This window comes from Helicobacter macacae MIT 99-5501 (assembly GCF_000507845.1).
Lineage (GTDB): Bacteria > Campylobacterota > Campylobacteria > Campylobacterales > Helicobacteraceae > Helicobacter_B > Helicobacter_B macacae.
Genome location: NZ_KI669455.1, coordinates 89,025 through 112,722 on the forward strand (window position 1 = coordinate 89,025; position 23,698 = coordinate 112,722).

The window sequence follows — 23,698 nt, forward strand, 5'->3', positions numbered from 1 at the left end:
AGTATTGTTTTAGCAGGATTTGGCAAATCTCATTGCTTCTCATACTTTTTCAAATATTCTATGACTTTTTCTAAAAATTTGGGATTGTCTTTAAATCTACCAAGTCCTGTGTTGCAACTATCACAAATCCACTCTCTACCCTCGCCCGTGTCGTGATTGTGGTCGCGCACAAGATTTGCTGTAACGCCTACTATGCTTCGCTTTTCACAAATCGGGCAAGTAAAAATACTACCTTTAGGTGGGGCGATTTTATCCATTCGCTTTTTCTCTGCGGGGGATAGCTTCACGCCATCAATGTTTTTTCTACATTCTCTGCAACTTGGGCGAGTAGTTTTTCTGCCCTTTGCGTCTGTTTGGTTTATTTCAAAATCATCTGTATCTTTTAAGATATGGCAAATATTGCATATCTTTTTGTCATAGCCTTTGCCTGTTTTGTAAATATCAAGTGCTTGTAATGCGCCAAAATCAACTCTTTTTAGTTCATTAAGCCCTATAAATAGCACCATTGCGGATTTACCATTTATGGCTCTAATGACACCGACAGAATTTGGCGCAACGCTATCTAATTGCTTTTTTGCGATTACAAAATCATCATTTTTTAGCATACAAATAAACCTTGTTGATATTGTTGCAATCTTTTTTGGGCTATTTGTATGTATTCTTTGCCTATATCTACGCCTATAAAATTTCTATTATGCAAAAAAGCCATTTTACAAGTCGTGCCCGAGCCACACATAGGGTCAAAGACTATGTCCCCCTCATTGCTCCAAGATAAAATATGGTCAAGTGCTAACTGCTCTGGGAATACCGCTGGGTGCTCAAAAGCGATTTTATCATTTGTGCTACCACCTAGCCCAACCGCGTAATACCAAATGTTGTTTTTTGTTTTTTCTTTTTTGAGTTCTTTTAAGACTTTATTGTTTTTTGCGTCCGCACCTTTATTTGCCACAAGCATTTCCATTCCATTCCTTGCGGTAGGCTCTTTTAATGGGTTAAAAGTTTTTGGCTTTCCTTTGGATAGGACAAACATATATTCATACGCATTTGTGTAGGCATTTGAGCGCATAAAAGGTGTGTTTTTCTTTGCATAAATCATCACATCGTGCATATTAAAGCCAATTTGCTGAAAATACAACGCTTGCTTAAAGCTAGTAAGGCTTTTGTTGCCATTTTTGATTTTATCCCCCACAATCCAAACAACAACACCGCCTTTTTTGATAACCCTAAAAATCTCATTAGCAATTTTTTCAAACTCAAAAGTATAGCCCTTATAATTTCTCAAATCATCATAGGGAGGGGAGGTAAGAATCATATCAACACTTTCATCTTGTAGTTTATTTTGCATAAACTTTACACAATCATCTACATAGAAATTGTTTAACAAGGTGTGTGCATCTGGCTTGATTCTAGCAGTCATATACGAGCCTTTTAGTAAAATTGCGCCATTTTAGCATAGCTTTATGCCATTATCAAATTATAGCCCAAAATCCAATTACGATAAATTTCGCAAGATTTGCTTAAAATTTGTGAAAATAAGTGCTTTATAGCCCAAAACACCTAATACCGAAGTGTCTTTTTTAGCAAGGATTCTATATCCACTTCCACTCCCAAAATCTGCTGATAAATAACATAGTTTGCAAGCACGCGCATACCATAAAATCGCGTTTCCTCCACAGGTAGTAGCTCTAGTGAAATCCACGGCTCATATTTGCGAGATTTGATAAAAAGACGCTTTTTGCTAAGTGTCTTTCGCAAAAATCCCGGTCCGCCATTGTAAGCATAAGCACTAAAAAGCGGGTGAGAAAATTCCCTATTTAGCTCATCTAAATACATTCTCCCAAACTCATAAGCAATCACAGGGTCAAACATAGATTCTAGCGTAATATCCGTTTTTTTTAGCTTGCGAGCAAATGGCTCGACATTAAAAGGCATTATTTGCATCATTCCTAGCGCGTAGGAGCGCGATACAAGTGCTGGCAAAAATGTGCTTTCTTGCTTTGCTACGGCTAGTGCCATAGCCTTTTGGGAGTTATCACGCCATTTGAGATTTTCTGTATATGGCATTATGAAGTAGTTTATGGAGTATTTGTTGATTCTGTTATTTACAAACGCTAGATGAGGGATAGTTAGCTCGTAACTAAAATCCTTTGCAATGGCTTTTAGCTTTGAGCTTTCCTTTGGCATATTATCACGCAAAATCTGCCACGCAAATGGGTCTTTTATATCAAGTTTTGGATTTGTGGTGGATAGATTTTCAAAGTGTGAGATGACTTGATAGTTTGGTGTGGTTTTTAGCTTTTGATTGGCATAGATAGAGAAAATATCAGCATATTTGCTTGCTTGCAAATCATTTAAAAACGCTACATTATCACTTAGCAGATACTGCCAAAATATCGCCCTATCGCGGAAAAATGGGTCTGCGGCATTTGTGCGCGAGAGTGCAAAATACTTCATTGCTTTATCTTTTGTGCCTATGCGGACTTCATTTATGCCTAGCAGAAATAGCGTATTTGCGTCTTTTATCCCACTCAAATCCGCCTTAGAAATGCTTTTTTTAAATTCCAAAAACCCGCCATCCAAAATCACATTTTGCAAGATTCTATTGAAGCTATATCGATTGGCATTTGCTAGGATTTTTAGCGATTCTGGCTTGGTAGGTGTGCCAAAAATCTGCGCTCTTTGATTGTAGCTTAGCGAGTTATATACTTCAGCAAATATTTGTGTGCTAGCATTTAGCATCGATTCTTTTATGTCTTTGCTTCTTAGGATTTGGATTTTTTGGACTATGTTTGGGTGGGTGGCTTTTAGCTTAGAGACAAAAAAATCCACTTGGGCTTGGCTCATAGCTGGCACTGCACCTAGTCGCAGAGCGTAGGCGATACATTGGGCATCTTTGTTTTTTAGATTTTCATAAGCTAGCTTAGAGCAGGCTATGTTTTTTGGCATTTGCGCGTGAAAGCCCTTTTTTTCTAGGGCAGCTTTTAGCTTTGGGATTTCGTTATATACGAGTTTGTAGGCTTCCAAAGAATCTTTTAGACTTGTGTCTTTGTGGGTTATAAATTCCCAAATATAAAAATCCCTTGCCACGCCTTTTGGTTTTGTTTGTAGCTCTTTTAGGCTTAGTAGCGGAGCGCAGCTAGCCACTTGGCAAAATCCAAAAAACACCACACCAAACACCACCCAAAAAATCCGCATAATAATTCCTAAATATAGCAATAATCTAATTCTACTATCACAGCACGCCAAGCGTATGGACTATGACTTTGTCAAGCACCTGCAAGCCGATGATAACAGCAATAGGCGAAATATCAATACCATTTATGACTAAAAAAGGCATTTTTTCCCGCGCCCACATAAGCAGTGGCGCACTTAGTCGGTTTAGCACCTGCACGATAGGATTATACGGGTCTGGACGCACCCAAGAGAGTAGCACAGCGATGATAATCACCCACATATACGCGCTAATCATCAAATGCAATCCCGTGCCAATCGCACCTAGCAACACACTCATTTTCTCTCCTTTTTGTTTTTATGTTATTTCTTGCGCAAAATATATGGCAGTATTTCACGCAAATGCGGATACATAGCACTTATATCTGGTCCGTGGCTTGCCCCTGTAAGCAAAATCCTAAGAGGCTTAAAAAACTCCTTGCCTTTTAGCTCGCTTTGCTTCATTGCGATAGATTTAAACTCCTCATAGCTACTTGGTGGATTTTTTGCCACTTGGCTCAAAACCTCAAATAGCTTTTTACACTGCTTGCTAAAATCACACCCCTCATAGCTAGCCCCAATGTCTTTTGGCTCTAAAAGCGCGTTTATTTTTGCCCTTAGTTCATTTAGCGTGCTTGCTTCCTCTAAGTAGATTTTGCCAAGCGCACCTATTTGGCTAGCATATTGTTTGCTAGATTCTAGCAAAAGCGCGATTTTATCCTCGCTTAAGCGCGATAAATGCGCGTGATTGATAAATCTAAGCTTTGCTATATCAAAGCGCACGGGGGATTTTGCTACTTTGGCTATGTCAAACCACTCTATTGCCTCCTCTAGCGTAAATATCTCACAAGGCGTGTGATTGCCCATAGCGATTAGGTAGTTGCTAATCGCACTTGGCAAAAACCCCTCATCAAGCAGCCACGCCACACTTGAAGCAGAGTCCCTTTTGCTCATTTTTTTACCACTATCATTTAGTATAATAGGCAGATGCGCAAAAGCTATGTCTTTGTCATAGCCTAGTGCTTTGTGGATAAGAATCTGCTTTGGGGTATTGCTTGTGTGGTCTTCCCCGCGCACCACATAGCTAATGTCATAGAGCATATCATCGCACGCGCACGCGAAATTATAAGTTGGCACACCATCTTCGCGCAATATCACAAAGCTATCTAACTCATTTGGCAAAAACTCTAGCTTTCCTTTTATGCTGTCTATGTAAGTGATAGGATTTTGTGCCCCGCGAAGTCGCACCACAGGAGTTTTGCCCTCGCTTTTTTCACACTCTGCCCACGCATCATCATAGCGAAATGCCCTCTTAGAATCGATAGCTTCTTGCTTTTTGTTTTCTAAAAACTCCTTTGAGCAATAGCAATAAAAAGCCTTACCTTGCTTTAGTAGCAAGTCTGCAAACTGCTGATGACGAGGGAAATTTTCGCTCTGATACACGAGACTATCCCATTGCAGTCCAAAAAGCGTTAGCAAGGAGCAGATTTCTTTGTCTTTGCCCTCTATATTTCTTGCAAAATCCGTATCCTCAATACGAAGCAAAAACCGCTCATTGCGCTGCTTTGCCAAGATATAGTTAAAAATCGCAGCCCTAAGATTGCCGATGTGCATATCGCCTGTGGGGGAGGGCGCAAACCGAAGCATATTTTTTCCTTACCAAGTAGAGTTGTGTATAGAGTTGTGTGAATAAAATTGTGTGAAATTCTAGCATAAAATCTTTATTGATATGTCGAAAATGTCGCACTAGATTGTGTATTTGGCTAGGTTTTTGCTAGTGTAGTTGTGGTAGTATTTGTGCTAGTTTTTATGTCGCTAGGATTTTATCTTTATTTCACACAAAAATCCTACAATACAGAGGCAATGACAAAGCAATGCCAAAATCTATTTTCACCAAAAATCATTGCAAGTAGTTTTATTTGCCCAAAATTAAATCCATAATCCACATTAAGGAGTAATACCTTGAGTGCTCAAGAGATTTACGCAAGACTAAATCCACCCAAAAAATCACCCAAATTTTTTACCTCCCTTGCACTGCTTGTAGGAGTGCTAGTTGCTTTGCTTGTTTTTGTGCTGTTTTTCTCGCCCAAGCAGTCATATTCCTACACCACCGCACACCCTACCAATCTCACCATAACCCAAGTCGTATCCGCCACAGGCACACTCTCTCCTACCGACACAGTCGAGGTAGGCTCTCAAATCTCTGGGCGCATAGAAGCTGTGTATGTCGATATAAACGATGAGGTTACACAAGGGCAAGTGCTAGCAAAAATCGACCCCGAAAAGCTAAATCAAACTCTAGCCAAATACAAAGCAAACCTAGCTTCTGCCCGCTCCCAATACGAGCTATCCAAAAACACGCTAGCAAAAAATGAGTGGAACTACAATCGCCTAAAAGAGCTATATGAGCGCACAGGAGGCAAATCCCCCTCACAACTAGAGCTAAAAACCGCTCAAATCGAATACGAAACAGCCAAAAGCACTTTGCGCGTAAATGCTTCAAATATCGCAAACATAGAATCTGATGTGAGAAGCTCTGAAATTGACTTGCGAAATGCGATTATCATTAGCCCCATAAATGGAATCGTGCTAGAGCGAAGTGTCGATGCGGGGCAGACTGTGGCGGCAAATTTCCAAGCCCCCACGCTTTTTAAGCTAGCAAAAAGCATAGAGATGATGAGCCTTGTGGTAAATGTCGCAGAATCTGACATAGGCAAAGTCAAAAAAGGACAAGAAGTTAGATTTTTTGTCGATGCGTATCCAGATGTAGAGTTTAGCGCACTTGTCGATAGGGTGAGCTACGCTTCGGTAGAGGATAGCACCAATAATATCGTAAGCTATGAGACAAAAATCTTGGTGGATAACAAATCTTTGCTACTGCGACCGGGTATGAGTGCTAGCGCAAATATCCGCGTAGAAACCCAAAAAGACGCCCAAAGTATCCCTGTGGGCGCACTATACTTTGAGCCACCGCGTGAGAAAGAGCAAGCAAAAAAAGCATTTTCTTTTGGTGGAAATATGCCTCGCCCACCACGAAGCAATATCACAAAGTCCAAAAAAATGGGCAAAACAATCTATATCCTAAAAGATGGCAAGCCACAGCCACTAGAAGTCGAAGTAGGCATAAATGACGGCACAAATGTCCATATCATAAGCCCGATTTTACCAAAGGACACTCAAGTGATTCTCTCCTCTCAAGCCAAGTCCAAAAAATAATAAAATCTTAATAAACAAAACCATAAGGCAAAAAATGAGTTTCATCTCTTTGCAAGACATTCACAAAACCTATGACGCAGGCTATCAAGCACTGCGTGGGGTGGATTTGGAAATAAAAAAGGGAGATTTTGTAGCGATGATGGGACCATCTGGCTCTGGCAAATCCACTATGGCAAATATTTTGGGCTGCTTAGATTCCCCCACAAGTGGCAAATATTTTTTTAACGGCGTAGAAGTAAGTGCGCTAAACCGCACGCAAAGGGCTTATTTGCGTAGATTTTATATAGGATTTATCTTTCAAGGGTTCAATCTCTTATCACGAACTTCCGCGCTAGAAAATGTCGAGCTTCCCTTGCTATATCGAGGTGTAGATAAAGTGGAGCGAGAGAGAATCGCTATGGAGGCACTCCAAAAAGTCGGGCTTAGCTCGTGGGCGCACCACTCTAGCAATGAGCTAAGCGGAGGACAGCAGCAGCGCGTAGCTATCGCACGAGCTATTGCTAGCTCGCCCTCATTTCTCATCGCAGATGAGCCCACAGGAAATCTTGATTCAAAGCGAAGTGTGGAGATAATGCAGCTTTTGTGCGAGTTAAACAAGGACTTTGGGATAACTATCCTTATGGTTACCCACGAAAGCGAAATGGCTTCTTATGCCACGCGTGAGATTCACTTCCTAGATGGTAAAATCCTAGATGACAAAGAAATCGCTAGATAGGCAAGGCATTGATTGCATTGATAAAAATCTTAGCCCAAGTTGCTAGAAAATAACACACACAAGGCGAAATTGTGATACTAAATGCTTTTTTGCTAGCTTTTAAGCAAATCCGCCGCAATCTTTTGCGTGCATTTCTTACAATGCTTGGTGTCATCATCGGTGTTGGCAGTGTCATAGTGATGATAGCTATCGGCAATGGAGTCAAAGAAAATATCCAAAAGCAAATCCAAAGTCTAGGGAGCAATATCATAATGGTGCGACCTGCGAGGGGGTTTATGAGCGGTGGATTGGCTATGAAGCGAAACTTTAGCCTTGAAGAAGTAGGCAGGGTAAAAAAGCAATTTACCCAAGCGCGTGCAGTTGCACCAAGTGTTTGGAAAGAATCTTTGGTTCGCTATGGAGGGAGAAATGCCCAAATCCAAGTCATAGGCGTAGATAGTGAGTATTTTTCTGCGACACAATGGAAAATCTCAAGCGGAAGAAGCATAGATGAGAGAGAATACACACAAGGAGCGCGAATATGCCTAATGGGCACAAGCGCGATAAAAGAGCTATTTAGCGGGGAAAATCCTTTGGGAAAACGAGTGCGAGTAAAAGATAGCGTGTGCGAAATCATAGGAATCCTAGAATCAAAAGGGCAGGGCGGAATGGGAAATGACCAAGATAATGTCATCATAATGCCACTAAAAGCATACTCTAGCTTTGTCTTTGGCTCAAGTAGTTTATTTTTTGTCCAAAGCATCACTATCTCGCTAAAAGAAGGCATAGACAGCACTCAAGCCACGCAAAGACTGCGTGAGATAATGCTCCAAATCCGCCCCCCACAAGAGGGACAAAGAGAGATGTTTGAAATCTGGGATACCAAAGAAATGGCACGCACACAAGAAGAAACCACAAAGACTATGACGCTTTTTCTAAGCTGTATAGCGGGTGTGAGCCTACTTGTAGGTGGCATAGGGATTATGAATATTATGCTAGTATCCGTTACAGAGCGCACACGCGAAATCGGCACTAGGCTTGCTATCGGTGCGCTAGAGAGCGAAGTGCTTATGCAGTTTCTTGTCGAATCAGTAGTGATTTCGATGATGGGTGGGATTATAGGGATTGTGCTTGGATTTTTTGTGGCACTTTTTATGAGTTTTTATCTAAATATTCCTTTTGTATTTGATTCTCTTGTGGCGTTGGGTGCATTTGGTGTATCTGCCGCTGTGGGAATCGCCTTTGGCTACCTACCAGCCAAAAAAGCCTCTATGCAAGACCCGATAAAAGCCCTAAGATATGAGTGATGAGATAGGGCTAAGATTTTGCTAGCATTTTGTGATTTTACTTAGGATTTACTAGATTTGCTAAGAGATAGCCACAAACTAAGGACAAACTTAGCAAAATTTTTGTAGAATACCCCCTTAGTGCTTAAGCGATTTTGTATCTTTAAGCAGAAATACTAAAAAGCCCTAAGGAGTCCCAAATGTTCCACGAATACCGAGATGAAATCAGCAAGCTAAAAGTCTCTGATGCCCATTTTGAAAAGATTTTTGATGAGCACAATGACTTAGACCAAAAAATCCAAAACGCCGAAAACGGCTTAGAGCCACTCTCGCCAACTGAAATAGATGTGCTAAAAAAACAAAAACTTCGCCTAAAAGACGAAGTGTATGCGATGATTTTAGAATATCGCAAGACACAGAAATAAAACAAAAGCGGGGTTTGCACGCACCAATCTTAGGCTTTTAAGTTTGGGCTAATCCCTGCGCTTAGGCTATGTGATGAGAAAAAAATCTAGCCAAAACAAAACCCCCTCCAAACACACAAAATCTACTAAGACACGCTCTATGATTCCAAAGACTAGCTCCCCCTCTAGCCACAAAAATCTAGCCCAAAATCCACTACAATCCCTCACACAAGCCCCTACGCAAAATAAGCAAAACACCACACAGATTCCAAACACGACAGATGCACTTCCAAGCGAGATTATCGCCACTTTTGAAGCAAAAGATTTTAATCGTTGTATTGCGCTTTGCACGGCGTTTTTGCAAGAAAATCCTAGCGCACCGCAGGTGTGGTTTATCTGCGGTATGAGCCTATACTATCTAGCAAATATTCCCCGTGCCATAGAATCCCTCCAAATCGCTCTAACTCTCTCTCCGAATAACGAACAAATCGCTTTCAATCTAGCCGAGATTTTGCGACAAAATGGCAATGCACTTAGTGCTATTGAAATCCTAAATGCCTTTGTGCCTTGCAAAAATGGCGATGTGTATTATAACCTTGCTCGTGCGCTAACCACCCAAGCTGAGCTATTAAATGCCAAAAATATAGCCAAAGAAAACAACTCGCCAAAAATGACAAATCTAGCAAATCTTACCACCTCCCAAAACCGCAAAAGCGCGCAACTCCCGCCACAAAAATCACAAAAACAACAAATAAATAATACGCAAGCCAAAAGCCAAGATTTCAAGCAAAATTTTGCACCAAGTAGCACAAAAAGCAGCGCAAAATCTAGCACACAAGATTCTCCATTCGCACAAACACAATCTAAAGCGCAGTCTTTAGATTCTCCTCTGCAAAAATCACTAGAGCTAGATTCCCTCACCAACCCCCAATACTTCATAAATCCTTATGAGCCACCCACGCCACCACACCCTCAAGCAAGGCTACTGCTTAGTCAAGCAAAGATTGCATACAAAACCGCCATAGAGCTAAACCCACTTGATAAAGACGCCATATACAACCTAGCAAACTTGCACGCCAAAGATAAGCAATACTCCCAAGCAATCGCACTATATGAGCAATGTGGCACGCTAAATGCCAAACTAAATCTAGCCTTTTTATACAACCAAATTGATGAGGGCAAAAAGGCGTGTGCTATCTATGCCACGCTAGAGTCTGGGTTTGCCAAAGAATGCGGATTTTTGCCACTTAGCATTGATGGCGAGGAGTTTGACAAAGACGCGCTAGATTCTTACTTTAGAAGCAATATTTTGCCAAATATGCCAAAAACCTACAAAACCCCCTCACTAGATGATACCATAAGCAAAATCGCCTCATACAAAAGCCACCTACACACCAAATCTAGCAAGCCCGAGCAGCACATTTCACAATTTTATTTCAATTACGCAAACACCGCACGATACGCTGGATTTAATATGCTTTCATTTTATTTATATGGCTGTGCGTATTGCTTGGATTCAAACGCACTTTGCGCGATAAACTACGCGCATTTAGCCCTAAGCCTTCAAAACTTCTCGCTTGGATTTAAGCTATATGAGGAGCGATTGGCACTAGATAAAGCCGATGCGTTTAATTCAGAGCTTTTTGCCCTCCCAAACTATTTGCATAGCCTAAGTGGCACTCCACAAGAACTCCAAAAAAGACTAAAAGGAGCAAAGGTGCTGATTTTTGGGGAGCAGGGGCTTGGCGATATGATAATGTTTGGGCGATTTATCGACACACTAAAAAGTAAATGCCAATGCGAAGCGGTATATGTATATGTGAGAGATGAGCTAAAAAGCCTTTTTGCCTTGCGCTATGAGGTAGTGGAGAGTGAGTTTAGAGAGTTTGATTATTGCGTGAGTGCGATGAGCTTGGCATATATTTTGGGAGTGGAGTCTTTGAGTGATTTTAGCACAAACCAAAACTACCTAGCAGGCATAATCCCACGCAAAAATCAAACCAAACAAAATCAAAATGATTTAGACAAACAAAGCCAAAAAAACATAGAATCATCTTTTGCTAAAAGCACACAAGATGCACAAATCAATGCCTGCAAAGTAGCCCATAAAGCAGTCAATAAAACTATCTATAAAGCTAATAATCTTGCTAGCCCTTTCAAAGTGGGCTTTTTCTTTGCTTCTACTTCAGGCTCTTCAAATGCCAAAGACAAATCCATACCGCTAGATTTTATACTAGACATTCTTTTTGGGGTTAGAAAATCCTTTGGCAAAAGAGGCATAGATTTGGAGCTACACTGCCTCCAGCCAGAATCACTCTTGCAAAAATCCGCCCAAGAAATCAGCAAAGAAAAAAACGCACACAACACTTCACAAAAAGCCCCAAAAAACATTAGTAGCGCAAATAATGACGCAAAAAATACCACAGAAAGTCCCACAAAAAATGGCATAGAAAATTTTGCAGAAACTAGCATTAGATTCTATGATTTGGCAAACTTTTTAGATACTGCAAAAGTGATGAGTGGACTTGATATTGTCATAAGCATTGATTCTGCACCTGCCCATCTTGCCATTGCGCTAGGGATTCCCTGCGTGGTGGTGGCACACAAGCGGTATGATTGGCGGTGGGAAGAGATAGGCAAAAATATTAGCCTACAAGAGCGTGGAATAGGAGGGAGATTTAGCGGGCTATGTGGTGGGGAAGTGCTAGCTCAAGGCAAAAACGGCGAGTGGATAGAAGTAGGCAAAGCATTAAAATCATATTTGGAAAATTTTATACCAAATGCCTAAAATACAAGTATCTAAATTCAAGATACGCACTGATCACACTTGCAAGCAACAAAATCTACCCACACAAAATCTACCCGCACTAAGCTAAAACTTATATCCCACTTCTAGCCAAAACTGCCTGCCTACTTCATACACAGGCACAGCACTAGCTGCAGCACTTCCTACCACACCACTAGCAGAAGCGATTGCCATATTTTTGTTATTTAGGACATTATAAATATCTATATTGACTTGCAAAGTGTTGTTTATGAGTTTGCCACGCCATATATCCACTTCAAACCCTAGTCGCATATCCCAGCTAAACGCACCTTTTATAAGAAATGGACGAAAAGTATCCACATACACGCCATTTACTTTATCAGGCTGCGCACGGCGTGGGTTGCCACCATAGCTTGCAGGGATAGCAGCCATAGCATTGTAGCTAGAGCGATAGCGCAAAAAGTTATTCCACAGCCACTTAAATCTACCAATCACAAAAGCACTTGTCGTATTTAGTCGTATCGTATATGGACGGACAAAGTTTTCAGCAGGCTTATCTCCATAGCGGATTATTTTGCCACCCCAGCTTATCCATTGATTTGCTAGCTCTAGATTGCTAAGTGTATCGGTATAGTCTGTGTAGTTTCGCACGACATTTGTGTAGTCATAAGCAAAAAGCACAAAATTTTGGATTCCACCTAGAATTATAGGCTTATCATTTTGAAAAGAAATCGTTAAGACATTTGTCTTGCTTTTTCCCTCATTGGTGTAAATGTAGTAGTTGCTTTGATAAGCAGAATCTAAAGGCAAACCACTCAGTGCTCTAGTGCTTCTGCGAACTTCATCTTTGCCCATTCGATAAATGTATTTTACTCCAAGTGTGAAATCATATATTTTTTGTGCTACTCCTATCATTAGCTCATCGCTATAAGGCACTTTTAGTTGGCTAAATTTGGTGGTGTTTTGTCCCACTTGATACACGCAGTCATAGCTATAATCCGCTTCATTTGGGTTGCAAACTTCACCTGTGGCAAGGTGGTGAGCCAAAATATCATCAAAACTTTTGTGAGGTCCACTTCGAGTGATATATTTTAGCAATGTATTCATTCCATCCGCTAGCGCATAAGCAAAGATATTTCGTCCATAGTAGCGATTCGCACCAAAAGTGATTTGGGAAGCAAAGTGATGATATTTTTGTCGGGCATTATGCGGGGCTTGATAAGTAGCACTAAATCTAGGTGCAAATGTGGCTTTGCCCATATAGCTGTCTGTATCAAGTCGCACACCTAGCCTTGCGCCTAATCGCCCAAGCCTCCCCAGCTCTATACCAATGTCATCTTCTACAAACACCGCTCCTAGCACATTATCTAGGCTTACCCCACCCTTTAGCAATGCCCTAGAGCCTGTTACCCACTGCCCATATTGCCAAATCTGCGTATCATATCCATTTACTTTTGTGCCACCATCGCTTATACCAAAATCACTTAGCGAACTCACACGATAAGAATCATACTGCGTTTCGCCCTTTGAAGCGTCAGGTTCAGTATATTTTCTAGCAGCAGAAGTATAGACATAGGTTGTTTTTGTAGGGTCGCACCACTCCAAATCAGTTGCTAAACAGCTAGCTTGCATTTGCTTACTCATAGGGCGTGGGGTGTGTGAGCTAGCATAATACAATCTAGGATTTTGATTTTGGACATATTGATAAGCGATTTCTACACCCACAGAAAATCTATGCGTGGTTTTTAGCATTTCAAATGGGGTAAAATCTTGCAAGATTTTGTTGCTTATCGTGTGCTGTGTAGAATCATAAGGAGCGTGTCCACCTTGCCTTACACTTCCATAAGTATAATCCCAATTTTTTGCTTCACTCATATACCAAAATTGATGATTTGTGTAGCCCTTTGTTTGTGTGCTATTCTCCAAATACGAGTAGCTTAGAATGTGGGTAAGTGTGCCCAAAGTGTTATCCCACATTGTTTTTAAGCCCACTTGGTGTCCGCCCAAAACAGAAGTGTAGAAATTATCTTTTGTGCCCGAAATAAAATAAGTGTTGTTTTGTGGGGCATAAGAGTAGGTAAATTCTGTGCGGACATTTGGAGCAAAATCATAATAGCTTTTGAAAAAATAATTATAAGATTGTCGGTTTTGATTTTGCTTTTTTGGCTGTATGTTTCCTGCTTGCAAGTAAGAAAGCGAGTTATACCAAAGTGGTATGAAGCTAAGCGTGCTTGAAAAGCTAGCAAGGATTCCAAATCTATCATTGATTTTGGATTCTAAGCTAGCGCGGATAAGATGCTTGGTAAATATTGGCTGATTTGATTGAGAGCTAGAGTTTATGAAGTTTAGAAGTTGAGTATCTGTTTGGGCGTTTAGATGATAGGTAGTTAGCGATACATTGGCAGGGTTTGCATTGCCTTGCGTGAATTGATAGCTAATATTTGCGCCAAATTTTTTGCTAGGCTTGCGAGTGTTTGCCTCCACCACCCCACCGCTAAACCCACCATAGCTTGCACTGATATTAGAATCTTGCACGATGATAGATTCTAGCAAGGAAGTATCGATATTTAGCCCTTGCGTATGTCCCTTTGCCCCTCCATAATACCCCGTGCTTCCCATAGGATTTATGTCATTATTCATATTCATTCCATCAAGTTGGAAGTTATTTTGGTAGTGCAATCCCCCGCTTATAGAGATTTTGGCAGGGTCGATTTCCCCGGGCGTAGTGCTTCGTAGCTGGGTAATGTCATATTGCACATTTGGCAAAATCCTTAGAATTGAGCCTATATCACCATTGCCACTTGGGCTAGACTCTAGCATACGGCGTGAGATTTCCCCTGCACTGCTTTGGTATCGCTCCCTAGATTGAGTGCCATTGTCCTTGTAGCCTTTGGCAACTACTTTGCCTAAGTCTTTTGCTTGTAAATCTTGTGATGTTGTATTTTTCTCACTAGAATCTTTCGCTTTAGAATCATATATTACAGAATCACTCTTTTTGGATTCGCTAGAATCCATTTGCGCGGGAGTTACTCTCTCTCTCTCTCTCTCTCTCGTTATCAGCGGGTGCAATCCCTCTAGCAATCTCACTGCCAACAATCTCACTACTAGCAACTTCACTAGCAAATATCACTTGATTTGTAAATGCACTCATTACACTCGCAAGCAAAAGCACTTTTTGAATATTTTTCATAAAAAAACCTTTTTTACACACTCTATACATTCCACACATTTAAGCACACACATTTAAGCACACTTACACACATTTTTTTTTGCATAATTTTTTGCATTTTTACTTTGCCACTCTCATTATTTCTATGCTTTTAAGAAAAGTAAGAATTATATGCAAAATAAATGCAAAATCATAAAGCAAAAAAACTTAAAAACCGCTTTTTTTTGAAATAAAATTAAGCATTTTTTTTACAAGCAAAAATATTTAGAGAAAATCATTCAAGCAAAATAGTTCGGTAAAAATCACTTAGAGAAAGTTCATAAAAATTCGCAAGCAAGTTAGAAGTAGCAAACAAGTAAAATTAGACAAAACCCCACACCAAAATCCTAATCACAAGTGCGCTTCAAACGCATTTTTAAGCACACCTGCGCGATAAAAGCACAAATCAAAAACCACAAAAACATTTGCAAAATCTACAACCACCTTAAAGCATACTCATAGCTAGATTTTGCAAACTTGAGTATCAAACTTGGTTATTTTAGATTCTTAAACATATTTTTGTCAAATTTCTCAAACGCACTAGAGCTATCAAATTCTTGGGTTTTATCAAAGATTTGCGCTTGTGATATTGCCTCGCTTAAGAGTGCTAGCGTTTCATTGATTTCTAGCAGTTTCTCACTTACATAGTCTTTGAAATTTTCAAAATCCATACACTCGCCCTCACTACTTGCTTTGCTAGATTCTAGCAGTGGCATAGGCGATGGATTCTCTAGCAAAATTTCTTTTCCACCGATTTTGGCACTTAAGACGGTGTCAAATAGCCCATCTCCCATAAATGTGGTAGATGAGATTCTATCTTTTATCTGTTTATGGATTTGCCCTCTTGCTTGACTTGAGCTATCTTGCGAGATTTCATCTGCAAAGAAAAGTAGCTTTTTAAACGCGATTTGTAGGGTTTGGAGTGCGCCTGTGAGTTCGTTTGCGCTTTTTATGTCCTCGCCGAAGTTGCGGATTTTGCGCTCGGCTAAAAATGGTAGCTTAGCATTTGACTTTATCGCTTGTATGTTGCTTAGGGCGTTTTGAGCTAGCGTATCAGGCTCTATGCCCTGCTCTTTTATGTGCTTTTTGAAAGTCTCTATAATATTGCTTGCATTATTGCCAAGACTTGTGTTTTTTGGGGTTTTGTCCTCTTGCATCGCTTCTCCTTAATGCAGTTTTATAAACGCAGTTTTACGCGCTTTTATGCCACTATATTTGTGCCGTGATATTTGCGCGACTTTGTTTTGCTAGAAGCATTTGTCGTTCCTTTTTGGTGGCGTATTTTGGTTTTTTGGGTGGATTTTACTTGGCGATTTTTATGTGCGTCTTTTGTATCATTTTGGTGGGCGATATTTTTGTTTTGGCTTTGAGATTTTATTATTTAGCTTACGATATAATTCACGCTTTTATAGACTATCATATATGTTTTTTAGATTTTATTTAAGGATTAGTGATGAGGTTATTTGTTTTTTTGATTTTGCTTTGCGCCACAGCTTTTGCTAGCCCGCCTAGTAGCACACAGCTGATAAAACCCATAGATTTTAGCCTCATCAAAATGCAAGGGCAAAGAGGCGGGGAAGACGATTTTGCCAAAGCACCTACGCTACTTCTCATAGGAGGGATTCAAGGAGATGAGCCCGGTGGGTTTAACGCCACAAATGTATTTCTAAACCACTACAAAATCACAAAAGGTGGCGTGTGGGTTATCCCTGTGATAAACCCTCACTCAATGCTTCTAAATCATCGAGGGCTTTATGATGATATGAATCGCAAGTTTGCCACACTCTCTCCAAAAGACCCCGAAGCTCCACTCATAAATCGCGTAAAATCTATCATCGATGATTCTAGTGTCGATGTGATTTTGCATTTGCACGATGGGAGTGGGTTTTTTCGCCACACACACCAAAGCGAGCTACTAAGCCCGAAGCGATGGGGAAACTGCACCATAATCGACCAAGACAAGCTAGAGGGCGTGAGATTTGGCGAGCTAAATGAGATAGCCACACATATCACTAAGCGCGTAAATGCCAAAATCCTAAAGCCACTACACGAATACCGCGTGCGCAATACCAAAACCCAAAAAGAAGACAAAGAAATGCAAAAAGCCCTTACCTTTTATGCGATAAAGGGTGGCAAAGCCGCTTTTGCAAACGAGGCTAGCAAGACGCTAAATGTCAAAGAGCGCGTGTATTATCATCTGCTTGCTATTGAGGCGTTGCTTGAGCGGGTGGGCATAGGCTTTGAGCGGGATTTCGAGCTAAGTGTGGAGGGGGTGGGAAAAGTCATATATGATAGAAATCTGCGCGTTGGCATAGAGGGTATGCCACCTTTTCCGCTTTTTGATTTGCGAGATGAGATTAGGGGATTGCCACTGCCTGTGGGAAAGAGATTTGAAACAATAGTTCTAGATTCTCGCGCTAAGATTTTAGGACTTTTGCCAAAGGGCAACTCCTTTACCCTCAAATACGGCAACAACGCTATGACAAAAATAGTGCCAAAGTATGTGGAGTTTGCTAAGCCAAAAGGCATACAGATAACGGCAAATGTCGATAACAAAAAGCAAAATCTATCCTTTGGCGAAGTAATCAAAGTGAGAGAATCTCTAGAGATTGATAGCACACAATGGAGTGAAAAAGGCTATCAAGTAAAGGTAGTAGGGCAAAAAGCCACCCCAAAATCCTCCACAATCATCATAAAAAAAGAAAATCTAAATCCCCTAGCAAGTATCGATAAAGCGGGCAATCTCTACCGAGTAGAATTCTACGCACAATCAAATAACGCCAATAACGCCACAGCGGATTTTACTTACCCCGATATGCTTTGGGATACGCTATGGCAAAAGATACGCTATGCTTCGCTAGAATCTGATATGCCAAAAATCCCCGAGACAAAAAACATAGCGAATAAAAAATCCGCCCAAGTCATCGCTTCAAGCGCGTTTGTGCGAAGCGAGCCAAGCGAGCTATCTCCCTCACGCGCAAAAGCACCAAGAGGGCGCAAACTCTATGTGCTAAGCACGCAAAAAGCACTACAATCAGGACAAATGGCAAGCCAAATAGGTGGAATCTGGGCTAAGGTAGAGTATGATTTCGGTGGGCGTAAAATCAGCGGATATATCTTAGAGAGTTTGCTAGAGTATGGGGATTTTGCGCTAGATTCTAGTTTGGGCAGCACTCCAAAGCAAAATATTCCAAAAGAGATTTTTTTGGGTATGATTTTGGTGGATTTTTCGCGCTAGGGTTTTTGCAAAAGCTAGATTTTGCGTTTTGCAAGCTGGATTTTGCAAGCCTTTTGTAAGCTGTGAATTTTGCAAGTTGTTTTTCAAAATTTGTTTTTGTGGGGCAGGATTTTGATAAATTTTGGCAGGATTTTGTTAGGATTTGTGAGAGGATTTGAAGCCTGCCCAATAAAAAGCCACAAGAATCTAAGAAAGATTGTGGATAATTTGGAAGCGGAGGTGCTTTATGGAGTTTTTTTTGCCAAATGGTTTTAGCTTTGGGGAAGTGGATTTTGAGGAAGCAAAAGCGTTTGCTTTGCGGAGGTTTGAGGGGGTTTGCTACCTGCATAAGATTGTGGATTTTGATAGGGTAGAAACTCTGCTTGGGCTAGATGAGCAGCTAGGGATTTTGAGGGCAAACACAGCTAGTTTTTTATCAGGCAAAGACGCACTAAATGTGCTTGCGTGGGGTGCTAGAGGCTGTGGGAAAAGCTCTTGTGTGAAGCGCGTGCTAGGTGAGTTTTTGGGTATTTGGGAAACCAAAACCACAAAAAGCCTTGACAATACAAAAACCCCTACTACCACAAAAACCACAAAAATAAGCCACAGCACCCCGAGCCAATCTACCACATTGCGTGTCATAGAGCTTGATAGCAAGGACATTTTGTTGTTGCCACTGCTTTTTGATACCTTGCGCACTAAGCCCTATAAGTTTATTATTTTTTGCGATGATTTGAGCTTCCGCATAGGGCAAAGCGAGTATAAAAGTATCAAAAGCGTGCTTGAGGGCTCGCTAGAAAGGAGGGCAAAAAATATCCTGCTTTATGCCACTTCAAATATTCGCAAACTCATAGAAAATGCGGGCGCAGACCATAGTCCAGAGCATAGCATAGTCCAAGAGGAGCTTAGCTTTAGTGATAGGTTTGGATTGCAGATTGGATTTTATGATTTTGGGACAAGTGAGTATCTAGCGTGTGTGGAGGAGTATTTGGCAAATATAAATGGAGCAAAAAAGCTAGATTTAAGGGCGCAGCAGCTAGATGAAGCCTCCAAAATCGCTAGACAAAAAGCACTAAATTTCGCTGCAAAAATGGGTAGCAAAAACGCACGAATTGCAAAAGACTTTGCATTGCTTGTGGCAAATGGGGTAGAAAAAATCGACAAAATATAGACTTTGCTCCCCACTTCCCCCGCCTTAATAAACATTTGAAAACACTTTATCCCCCAAATTTTTGCCCAAATAAAAAGGCTAGGCTTAAAGCGCAAACGCCATAAACCTAGCCAACAAAAAGAGATTCTAACTAGAATCTAAAAATACTAAATAATCCCTCTTTAGTCGTCATTGCCACCGAGTATGCCTATAAGCTGCAAAAGGCTGATAAAGATATTTAGGAAATCTAAATATAGATTTACCGCTGCTAGCACAGGACTATCATAAAGCCCTCGCACGATGTTTTGGGTATCATACGCGACATATAGGCTAAACAAAATCACGCAAGCCCCAGCGATTAGTGCTTGAAATGGTGTGCTATTTAGGAAAAATACATTTACTAGCGAGCATACAAGCACCACAATAAGCGAGATAAAAAGCATTTTGCCCATATTTGCCAAGTCTTTTTTGGTTTTTAGTGCAAAAATACTCATCACGCCAAAGACGATAGTCGTCATACCAAGTGCTTGCCACACTGCGCCCAAGCCAGAGCTAGAAATCACATATCCTAGCAAAGGCACGAGTGCCACACCGCTTAAAAAAGTAAATGCAAAAAGCAGTGCCACATTTACCGCAGGCTTTGCACGCAAGAAAAATAGCGCGATTAGCGCAACGATTTCAGCGATAAAGATACCGATGCGATACTCTAGCACAAATGCGAAATTTTGAAATCCTACAAGCGCACCGATAGTCGCTAAAAGCAAGCTCGCACCAAAGAATTTATAAGTTGTCTTTACGAAATTTACAAGTGCGCTTTCATCAGCATAAGCGATATTTCCCTCCAAAGTCGCGTTGTTTGTGTTTATGTTTCTGTCATAAAGTGCCATTTTTTCTCCTTTAATCCATTTAGATTTGCAAATAGTTGGACTATTTGCTAGCAATAATTGCGCATATTATGCAATCGCAAAAATTGCGCTAAAATTCTACTCAAAAAAAGATAATACACGACATTTTTTTTGATTTTGGTGGCTTTTGTAGGCATTTTGCGCGGATTTTGTGGTGGCTAGATTTTAGGTGTTTTTGCTATAATTGCGCGTTTTTAGATTTCGCTTTTTTAAGGATTTTTATGAGTAAAAAACGACAATCTACTATGTCGCCCACTATGCCCTCTAAGCTGACTCTAGGCTTTTTGCACCACTACGGACTTGGGGATAATCTAATGCTACTAAAATCCCTCTACCTTGCCAAAAGGGCTTATAATTGCAATCTTATCATCTTTGGCAATGCTCTATTTAAGCAAATCCTAAGCTATGTGGATTTTTTAGATAGCACAGATTTGGTGGTGGATATTTCGCATTTGCGTGAGGAGTCTTTGCTCATAGTTGCTAGGCATAAGTGCGATTATTTTATCCTCACAAACCCTAAAGCGCACTATATTAGGCTTTTATCCAAACTTGACACACCTATCATTACACCGCTTAAATTCCCCTCACTTTTTTGCGACAAAGCAAAATGTCCGCCACTTACATTTTTCCCACTATATCGCAAACTACGCGCAGACAATGCTATTTGTGCGCTTGTTAGGCTTATAGACAAGAGGGCATTTGATAGCTTTGTTGCTAATTCTATTGATAGAGCGCAGAATCTAGCAGATTTGGCAAGTAATGATTTAGCGGGCACAGATTTTGCAAATAGCGATTTAGCAAGTGCTAGTTGGCAAATGTTTAACTTAGCACACCCAAATCCTTGTGCTCTAGCGGGGGGGGGGGGGCAACACTATAAGCAAAAATCTAGCTACATATCTTATGCAAATTTTGAGCACAAAATGGAGCAGCTAGATACTATCATAAAAGATGATATAAAACTAAAAGTGCCAAATCCAAAAATCGCACAATCTTTTTTGAGCGAGCGCGTGGAAAACTACATAAAAGACTTGCAAAACAAGACTTGCAAAACTCCCATAGATTCTAGCCCTGCTTGCAAAAGGGATTCTAAAATGGATTTTACAAAAATAGATTTTACAAAATCTAGCGCAAACTCCACTCTAGCAAATCTATCCACTACAAATATTACCACCGCAAATCATACACCTATAAACACCACTTGCACAAATATCCCACATATTACCCACAACCTACCACACCCCTTTATCATCTGCATAAATCCATTTAGCAATGCTGCCACGCACACTTTGCCTTTGGAAGCGTTTTTGGAGCTTATATCTAAGGTTTTAGCACTGCCAAATGTCTGCGTGCTTATCATCACTTTTCCTAGCGTGCATAATGAGTTTGTAGCCAAAGTGCATAGCCATAGCGAACTACAAGCACAAAAATCCAAACTCTTTATTTACAGGAATGACAACACACTATCAAACCTAATCGCACTTTTAGGCTTCCAAAGCCTGCTTATAAGCCCAAGCACAGGCACTATCCACCTAGCCTCAAATCTAGGGATAAAAACCATAGGGCTATACTCACGCAAAGACACGATTAGGTGGGCTACACACGATAAAATTTACACCATAATCCCCAAAGAAAAATCCCTCCTCACACAAAAACACTGCGCCAAAATAATTGACAAAACCCTAAGCCAAATCCAAAGCCTTATAGATTCTAATGCACTAAAGCCTTTTTAAAAGCATCTGAGAGTAGCAAAAGTGTAAAAAGTAGCCATAGTAGACAAAATAGCGAAAATGCCAACTAAGATTCCAAAATCTAATCAAAACATAAAAAGGCGCGATAAACCACGATAAAGTCCAAAATCAAGCCTAAGCCACAAAGCCCAAAACCACTTAAGCAATCACCATAGAAAAATAATGCCTTTGATTGTGGTAGCTGTATTGCAAGCAATATCCGTGCAATGCCAAAATATCGCTAACGATTGATAGTCCAAGCCCGTGTCCGGGCAAAGCGTTGTGGACATCATCTCGGACAAATGGCTCGGTGTAGTGATGCAGTGGGTGTGTTAGCGGAGGAGATTTGCTTACCACAGAGATACATTTGGGCAGATTTAGTGTGCTTTTGAGGGCGTTTTTTAGTGCGGGAGAAGCGATAGAATCCTGCAGCGACTCTAGCTCTAGTCCAAGAGTATAGTTCATATTACCCCAGCCCACTAGCTTGTTTGTTGTTTTGTCATTTTTTGTTTCTTGATTTTGGGCTAATGTCGCGCTTTGAGCGCATAGCTCATCGCCGATGATGATTTTTATGTATGGGGATTCATTGTATTTAAGTGCGTTTTCGATAAGATTGCGCAATGCCCTTGCAAGTAGCTCCAAATCGCCTTGTATAGGGAAATTTTCTATCATCTCTAGGCGTATTTTTTCTTCTTCCTCATTGAAGTTTTTTAGCGTTTCAAATACAAGCGTTTCAGCAAAAAATCTGCTTGATTGTAGCTGTATTTTGCCACTACTTAGTCGCTCTAGCTCCAATATATTATCTATAAGCCCTCTTAGCCCACTTATGTGTGGTAGTAGCTTTTGCATATATGGATATTCTTTTTGAGACACTTCGATAAATAGCCTCATTTTGGTTAGTGGCGTTTTTAGCTCGTGTCCTAGACTTTTTAGGATAAGCTCACGCGACTTTAGCATACGCACGATTTGCTCACTCATCTCATTAAGCATAGCAATAAGCGCACTTATCTCATCTTTTTGTGCATTTGCTACAAACGCATTGCTAGATATTTCTGCATTAAATGATTTTAGCGATTTTTTTAGCTTGCGAAGTGGCCGTAGCAAGCGTAAAACCACTATCCCAAGCAAAGCCAAAATCCCCACAAAAACCACGCAAAAAAACAAAAAATCATTACCCATAACCACACCATAAGATATAGGACGAGAGACAATGGTATGATATTCCTCGTATTCTAGCTCAAACCCAAGCATTTCTTTGGTGCTAAAAATCATAGAGCGCACCATATCATTTGTGCTTTGATATAGCGTAGAATATCCATTTGGCAGGCTATTTAGCTCATAGAATCCAAACTGCTCTGCTAGCACTTTGGCAGTGGCGAAATCCTCCATAACGATATTTGGCGTCATAGAGTTGATAAGGTAGAATATTTCTATTTTTGAGCGAGAGATTTCGCTATTGTGAAAGCTTTTGTCTATCTCATAAGCAAGTGCTATTGCTACGATTATCGCACTCAAAAAAAGAAAGAAAATCTTAAAATAAATGCTTGAGAGGGCTTTCATCTGTCATCTTACTCGTGTTTTTTTTGGATTCATATTTTGCTTTTGTGTCAAGTTTGTATCAAGGTTTTTGCACCAAGTTTGGCGGTTTTGGTATTTTGTGGTTTTATTCGCACAAAATTATAGCAAAAATGGAATCTTATGCAATGCCTAAGGACGAGATTTATTTGGGAGATTTGTCGTGGGATTGTTTGTGGTTTTTGAATGGCTTTGCTCGAATTGAAACAAAGCAAAAGCAGATACAAATCAAATTTGCTTCACAATAAAAGCTAAAGCTTATTTTACTGCTCTGTATCGCCTTAAAAACATCGCGACACTTTTTATTGTTTTTGCATTGCCTCATCTTATGCTTTGTTT

The 23,698-nt window shown here is 40.5% G+C and carries 18 protein-coding genes; 8 read left to right on the forward strand and 10 right to left on the reverse strand.

Annotated features, from left to right (window positions below; all coding sequences use genetic code 11):
* Positions 1 to 29: 29 nt before the first annotated feature.
* The 5 genes from HMPREF2086_RS07890 to gltX form a co-directional block, all read right to left on the reverse strand.
* Positions 30 to 605 (reverse strand): Hpy99I family type II restriction endonuclease, encoded by a 576-nt coding sequence (locus HMPREF2086_RS07890; protein ID WP_023928240.1) that lies wholly within the window; start codon positions 603 to 605, stop codon positions 30 to 32.
* Entirely contained in the window at positions 599 to 1,417 is an 819-nt protein-coding gene (locus HMPREF2086_RS07895; protein ID WP_023928241.1) for a DNA-methyltransferase, read from the reverse strand. The genes HMPREF2086_RS07890 and HMPREF2086_RS07895 overlap by 7 nt, the downstream gene beginning before the upstream one ends.
* Before the next feature lie 140 nt (positions 1,418 to 1,557).
* Complete coding sequence (locus HMPREF2086_RS07900) at positions 1,558 to 3,195, reverse strand: lytic transglycosylase domain-containing protein (protein WP_023928242.1); 1,638 nt, start codon at positions 3,193 to 3,195, stop codon at positions 1,558 to 1,560.
* Positions 3,196 to 3,232: 37 nt separating this feature from the next.
* On the reverse strand, positions 3,233 to 3,511 hold the full coding sequence (locus HMPREF2086_RS07905; RefSeq protein WP_023928243.1) for a YggT family protein: 279 nt from the start codon (positions 3,509 to 3,511) through the stop codon (positions 3,233 to 3,235).
* A 23-nt stretch (positions 3,512 to 3,534) separates the two neighbouring features.
* The gene (gene gltX / locus HMPREF2086_RS07910) at positions 3,535 to 4,857 is read right to left on the reverse strand and encodes a glutamate--tRNA ligase (RefSeq protein ID WP_023928244.1); all 1,323 of its coding nucleotides are present in this window, start codon (positions 4,855 to 4,857) and stop codon (positions 3,535 to 3,537) included.
* Between the two features lie 315 nt (positions 4,858 to 5,172).
* Between gltX and HMPREF2086_RS07915 the strand changes: the two genes are divergently transcribed.
* The 5 genes from HMPREF2086_RS07915 to HMPREF2086_RS07935 all read left to right on the forward strand — a co-directional run bounded on the left by HMPREF2086_RS07915 (position 5,173) and on the right by HMPREF2086_RS07935 (position 11,598).
* A complete protein-coding gene (locus tag HMPREF2086_RS07915) occupies positions 5,173 to 6,426 on the forward strand; it encodes an efflux RND transporter periplasmic adaptor subunit (RefSeq protein WP_023928245.1) in 1,254 nt (417 codons plus the stop codon).
* A gap of 34 nt (positions 6,427 to 6,460) precedes the next feature.
* Positions 6,461 to 7,141: an ABC transporter ATP-binding protein gene (locus HMPREF2086_RS07920; protein WP_023928246.1), complete on the forward strand. Its 681-nt coding sequence runs from the start codon at positions 6,461 to 6,463 to the stop codon at positions 7,139 to 7,141.
* A gap of 71 nt (positions 7,142 to 7,212) precedes the next feature.
* On the forward strand, positions 7,213 to 8,427 hold the full coding sequence (locus HMPREF2086_RS07925) for an ABC transporter permease (RefSeq protein ID WP_023928247.1): 1,215 nt from the start codon (positions 7,213 to 7,215) through the stop codon (positions 8,425 to 8,427).
* Positions 8,428 to 8,606: 179 nt separating this feature from the next.
* On the forward strand, positions 8,607 to 8,831 hold the full coding sequence (locus HMPREF2086_RS07930) for an HP1242/YdcH family protein (RefSeq protein ID WP_023928248.1): 225 nt from the start codon (positions 8,607 to 8,609) through the stop codon (positions 8,829 to 8,831).
* A 73-nt stretch (positions 8,832 to 8,904) separates the two neighbouring features.
* A complete protein-coding gene (locus HMPREF2086_RS07935; protein WP_023928249.1) occupies positions 8,905 to 11,598 on the forward strand; it encodes a tetratricopeptide repeat protein in 2,694 nt (897 codons plus the stop codon).
* Positions 11,599 to 11,682: 84 nt separating this feature from the next.
* On the opposite strand, the gene HMPREF2086_RS07940 is transcribed toward HMPREF2086_RS07935, so the two are convergent.
* The 3 genes from HMPREF2086_RS07940 to HMPREF2086_RS07950 form a co-directional block, all read right to left on the reverse strand.
* Complete coding sequence (locus HMPREF2086_RS07940; protein WP_148374512.1) at positions 11,683 to 14,658, reverse strand: TonB-dependent receptor plug domain-containing protein; 2,976 nt, start codon at positions 14,656 to 14,658, stop codon at positions 11,683 to 11,685.
* Entirely contained in the window at positions 14,582 to 14,767 is a 186-nt protein-coding gene (locus tag HMPREF2086_RS07945) for a hypothetical protein (protein WP_034561510.1), read from the reverse strand. The genes HMPREF2086_RS07940 and HMPREF2086_RS07945 overlap by 77 nt, the downstream gene beginning before the upstream one ends.
* Before the next feature lie 512 nt (positions 14,768 to 15,279).
* A complete protein-coding gene (locus HMPREF2086_RS07950; protein ID WP_023928252.1) occupies positions 15,280 to 15,942 on the reverse strand; it encodes a flagellar FLiS export co-chaperone in 663 nt (220 codons plus the stop codon).
* Between the two features lie 296 nt (positions 15,943 to 16,238).
* Here HMPREF2086_RS07950 and HMPREF2086_RS07955 point away from each other — a divergent pair, with 296 nt between their 5' ends.
* Together HMPREF2086_RS07955 and HMPREF2086_RS11940 are read left to right on the forward strand one after the other, a co-directional pair.
* Positions 16,239 to 18,023 carry a M99 family carboxypeptidase catalytic domain-containing protein gene (locus HMPREF2086_RS07955; RefSeq protein WP_023928253.1) on the forward strand — a complete coding sequence of 595 codons (1,785 nt, stop codon included), beginning with the start codon at positions 16,239 to 16,241 and terminating at the stop codon, positions 18,021 to 18,023.
* 226 nt (positions 18,024 to 18,249) lie between these two features.
* On the forward strand, positions 18,250 to 19,173 hold the full coding sequence (locus tag HMPREF2086_RS11940) for a DUF815 domain-containing protein (RefSeq protein WP_023928254.1): 924 nt from the start codon (positions 18,250 to 18,252) through the stop codon (positions 19,171 to 19,173).
* 161 nt (positions 19,174 to 19,334) lie between these two features.
* Here the strand turns inward: HMPREF2086_RS11940 and HMPREF2086_RS07970 are convergent, their stop codons facing one another.
* On the reverse strand, positions 19,335 to 20,039 hold the full coding sequence (locus HMPREF2086_RS07970) for a Bax inhibitor-1/YccA family protein (RefSeq protein ID WP_023928255.1): 705 nt from the start codon (positions 20,037 to 20,039) through the stop codon (positions 19,335 to 19,337).
* 239 nt (positions 20,040 to 20,278) lie between these two features.
* Here HMPREF2086_RS07970 and HMPREF2086_RS07975 point away from each other — a divergent pair, with 239 nt between their 5' ends.
* Positions 20,279 to 21,787: a glycosyltransferase family protein gene (locus HMPREF2086_RS07975; RefSeq protein ID WP_023928256.1), complete on the forward strand. Its 1,509-nt coding sequence runs from the start codon at positions 20,279 to 20,281 to the stop codon at positions 21,785 to 21,787.
* 156 nt (positions 21,788 to 21,943) lie between these two features.
* Here the strand turns inward: HMPREF2086_RS07975 and HMPREF2086_RS07980 are convergent, their stop codons facing one another.
* Complete coding sequence (locus HMPREF2086_RS07980; RefSeq protein ID WP_023928257.1) at positions 21,944 to 23,344, reverse strand: histidine kinase dimerization/phospho-acceptor domain-containing protein; 1,401 nt, start codon at positions 23,342 to 23,344, stop codon at positions 21,944 to 21,946.
* Between the last annotated feature and the right edge of the window lie 354 nt (positions 23,345 to 23,698).

Bases quoted from the DNA above. Each gene is read 5' to 3' on its own strand.
- HMPREF2086_RS07890 (WP_023928240.1), bottom strand. From the start codon at position 605: ATGCTAAAAAATGATGATTTTGTAATCGCAAAAAAGCAATTAGATAGC.
- HMPREF2086_RS07895 (WP_023928241.1), bottom strand. From the start codon at position 1,417: ATGACTGCTAGAATCAAGCCAGATGCACACACCTTGTTAAACAATTTC.
- HMPREF2086_RS07900 (WP_023928242.1), bottom strand. From the start codon at position 3,195: ATGCGGATTTTTTGGGTGGTGTTTGGTGTGGTGTTTTTTGGATTTTGC.
- HMPREF2086_RS07905 (WP_023928243.1), bottom strand. From the start codon at position 3,511: ATGAGTGTGTTGCTAGGTGCGATTGGCACGGGATTGCATTTGATGATT.
- gltX (WP_023928244.1), bottom strand. From the start codon at position 4,857: ATGCTTCGGTTTGCGCCCTCCCCCACAGGCGATATGCACATCGGCAAT.
- HMPREF2086_RS07920 (WP_023928246.1), top strand. From the start codon at position 6,461: ATGAGTTTCATCTCTTTGCAAGACATTCACAAAACCTATGACGCAGGC.
- HMPREF2086_RS07930 (WP_023928248.1), top strand. From the start codon at position 8,607: ATGTTCCACGAATACCGAGATGAAATCAGCAAGCTAAAAGTCTCTGAT.
- HMPREF2086_RS07935 (WP_023928249.1), top strand. From the start codon at position 8,905: ATGAGAAAAAAATCTAGCCAAAACAAAACCCCCTCCAAACACACAAAA.
- HMPREF2086_RS07945 (WP_034561510.1), bottom strand. From the start codon at position 14,767: ATGAAAAATATTCAAAAAGTGCTTTTGCTTGCGAGTGTAATGAGTGCA.
- HMPREF2086_RS07950 (WP_023928252.1), bottom strand. From the start codon at position 15,942: ATGCAAGAGGACAAAACCCCAAAAAACACAAGTCTTGGCAATAATGCA.
- HMPREF2086_RS07955 (WP_023928253.1), top strand. From the start codon at position 16,239: ATGAGGTTATTTGTTTTTTTGATTTTGCTTTGCGCCACAGCTTTTGCT.
- HMPREF2086_RS11940 (WP_023928254.1), top strand. From the start codon at position 18,250: ATGGAGTTTTTTTTGCCAAATGGTTTTAGCTTTGGGGAAGTGGATTTT.
- HMPREF2086_RS07970 (WP_023928255.1), bottom strand. From the start codon at position 20,039: ATGGCACTTTATGACAGAAACATAAACACAAACAACGCGACTTTGGAG.
- HMPREF2086_RS07975 (WP_023928256.1), top strand. From the start codon at position 20,279: ATGAGTAAAAAACGACAATCTACTATGTCGCCCACTATGCCCTCTAAG.
- HMPREF2086_RS07980 (WP_023928257.1), bottom strand. From the start codon at position 23,344: ATGAAAGCCCTCTCAAGCATTTATTTTAAGATTTTCTTTCTTTTTTTG.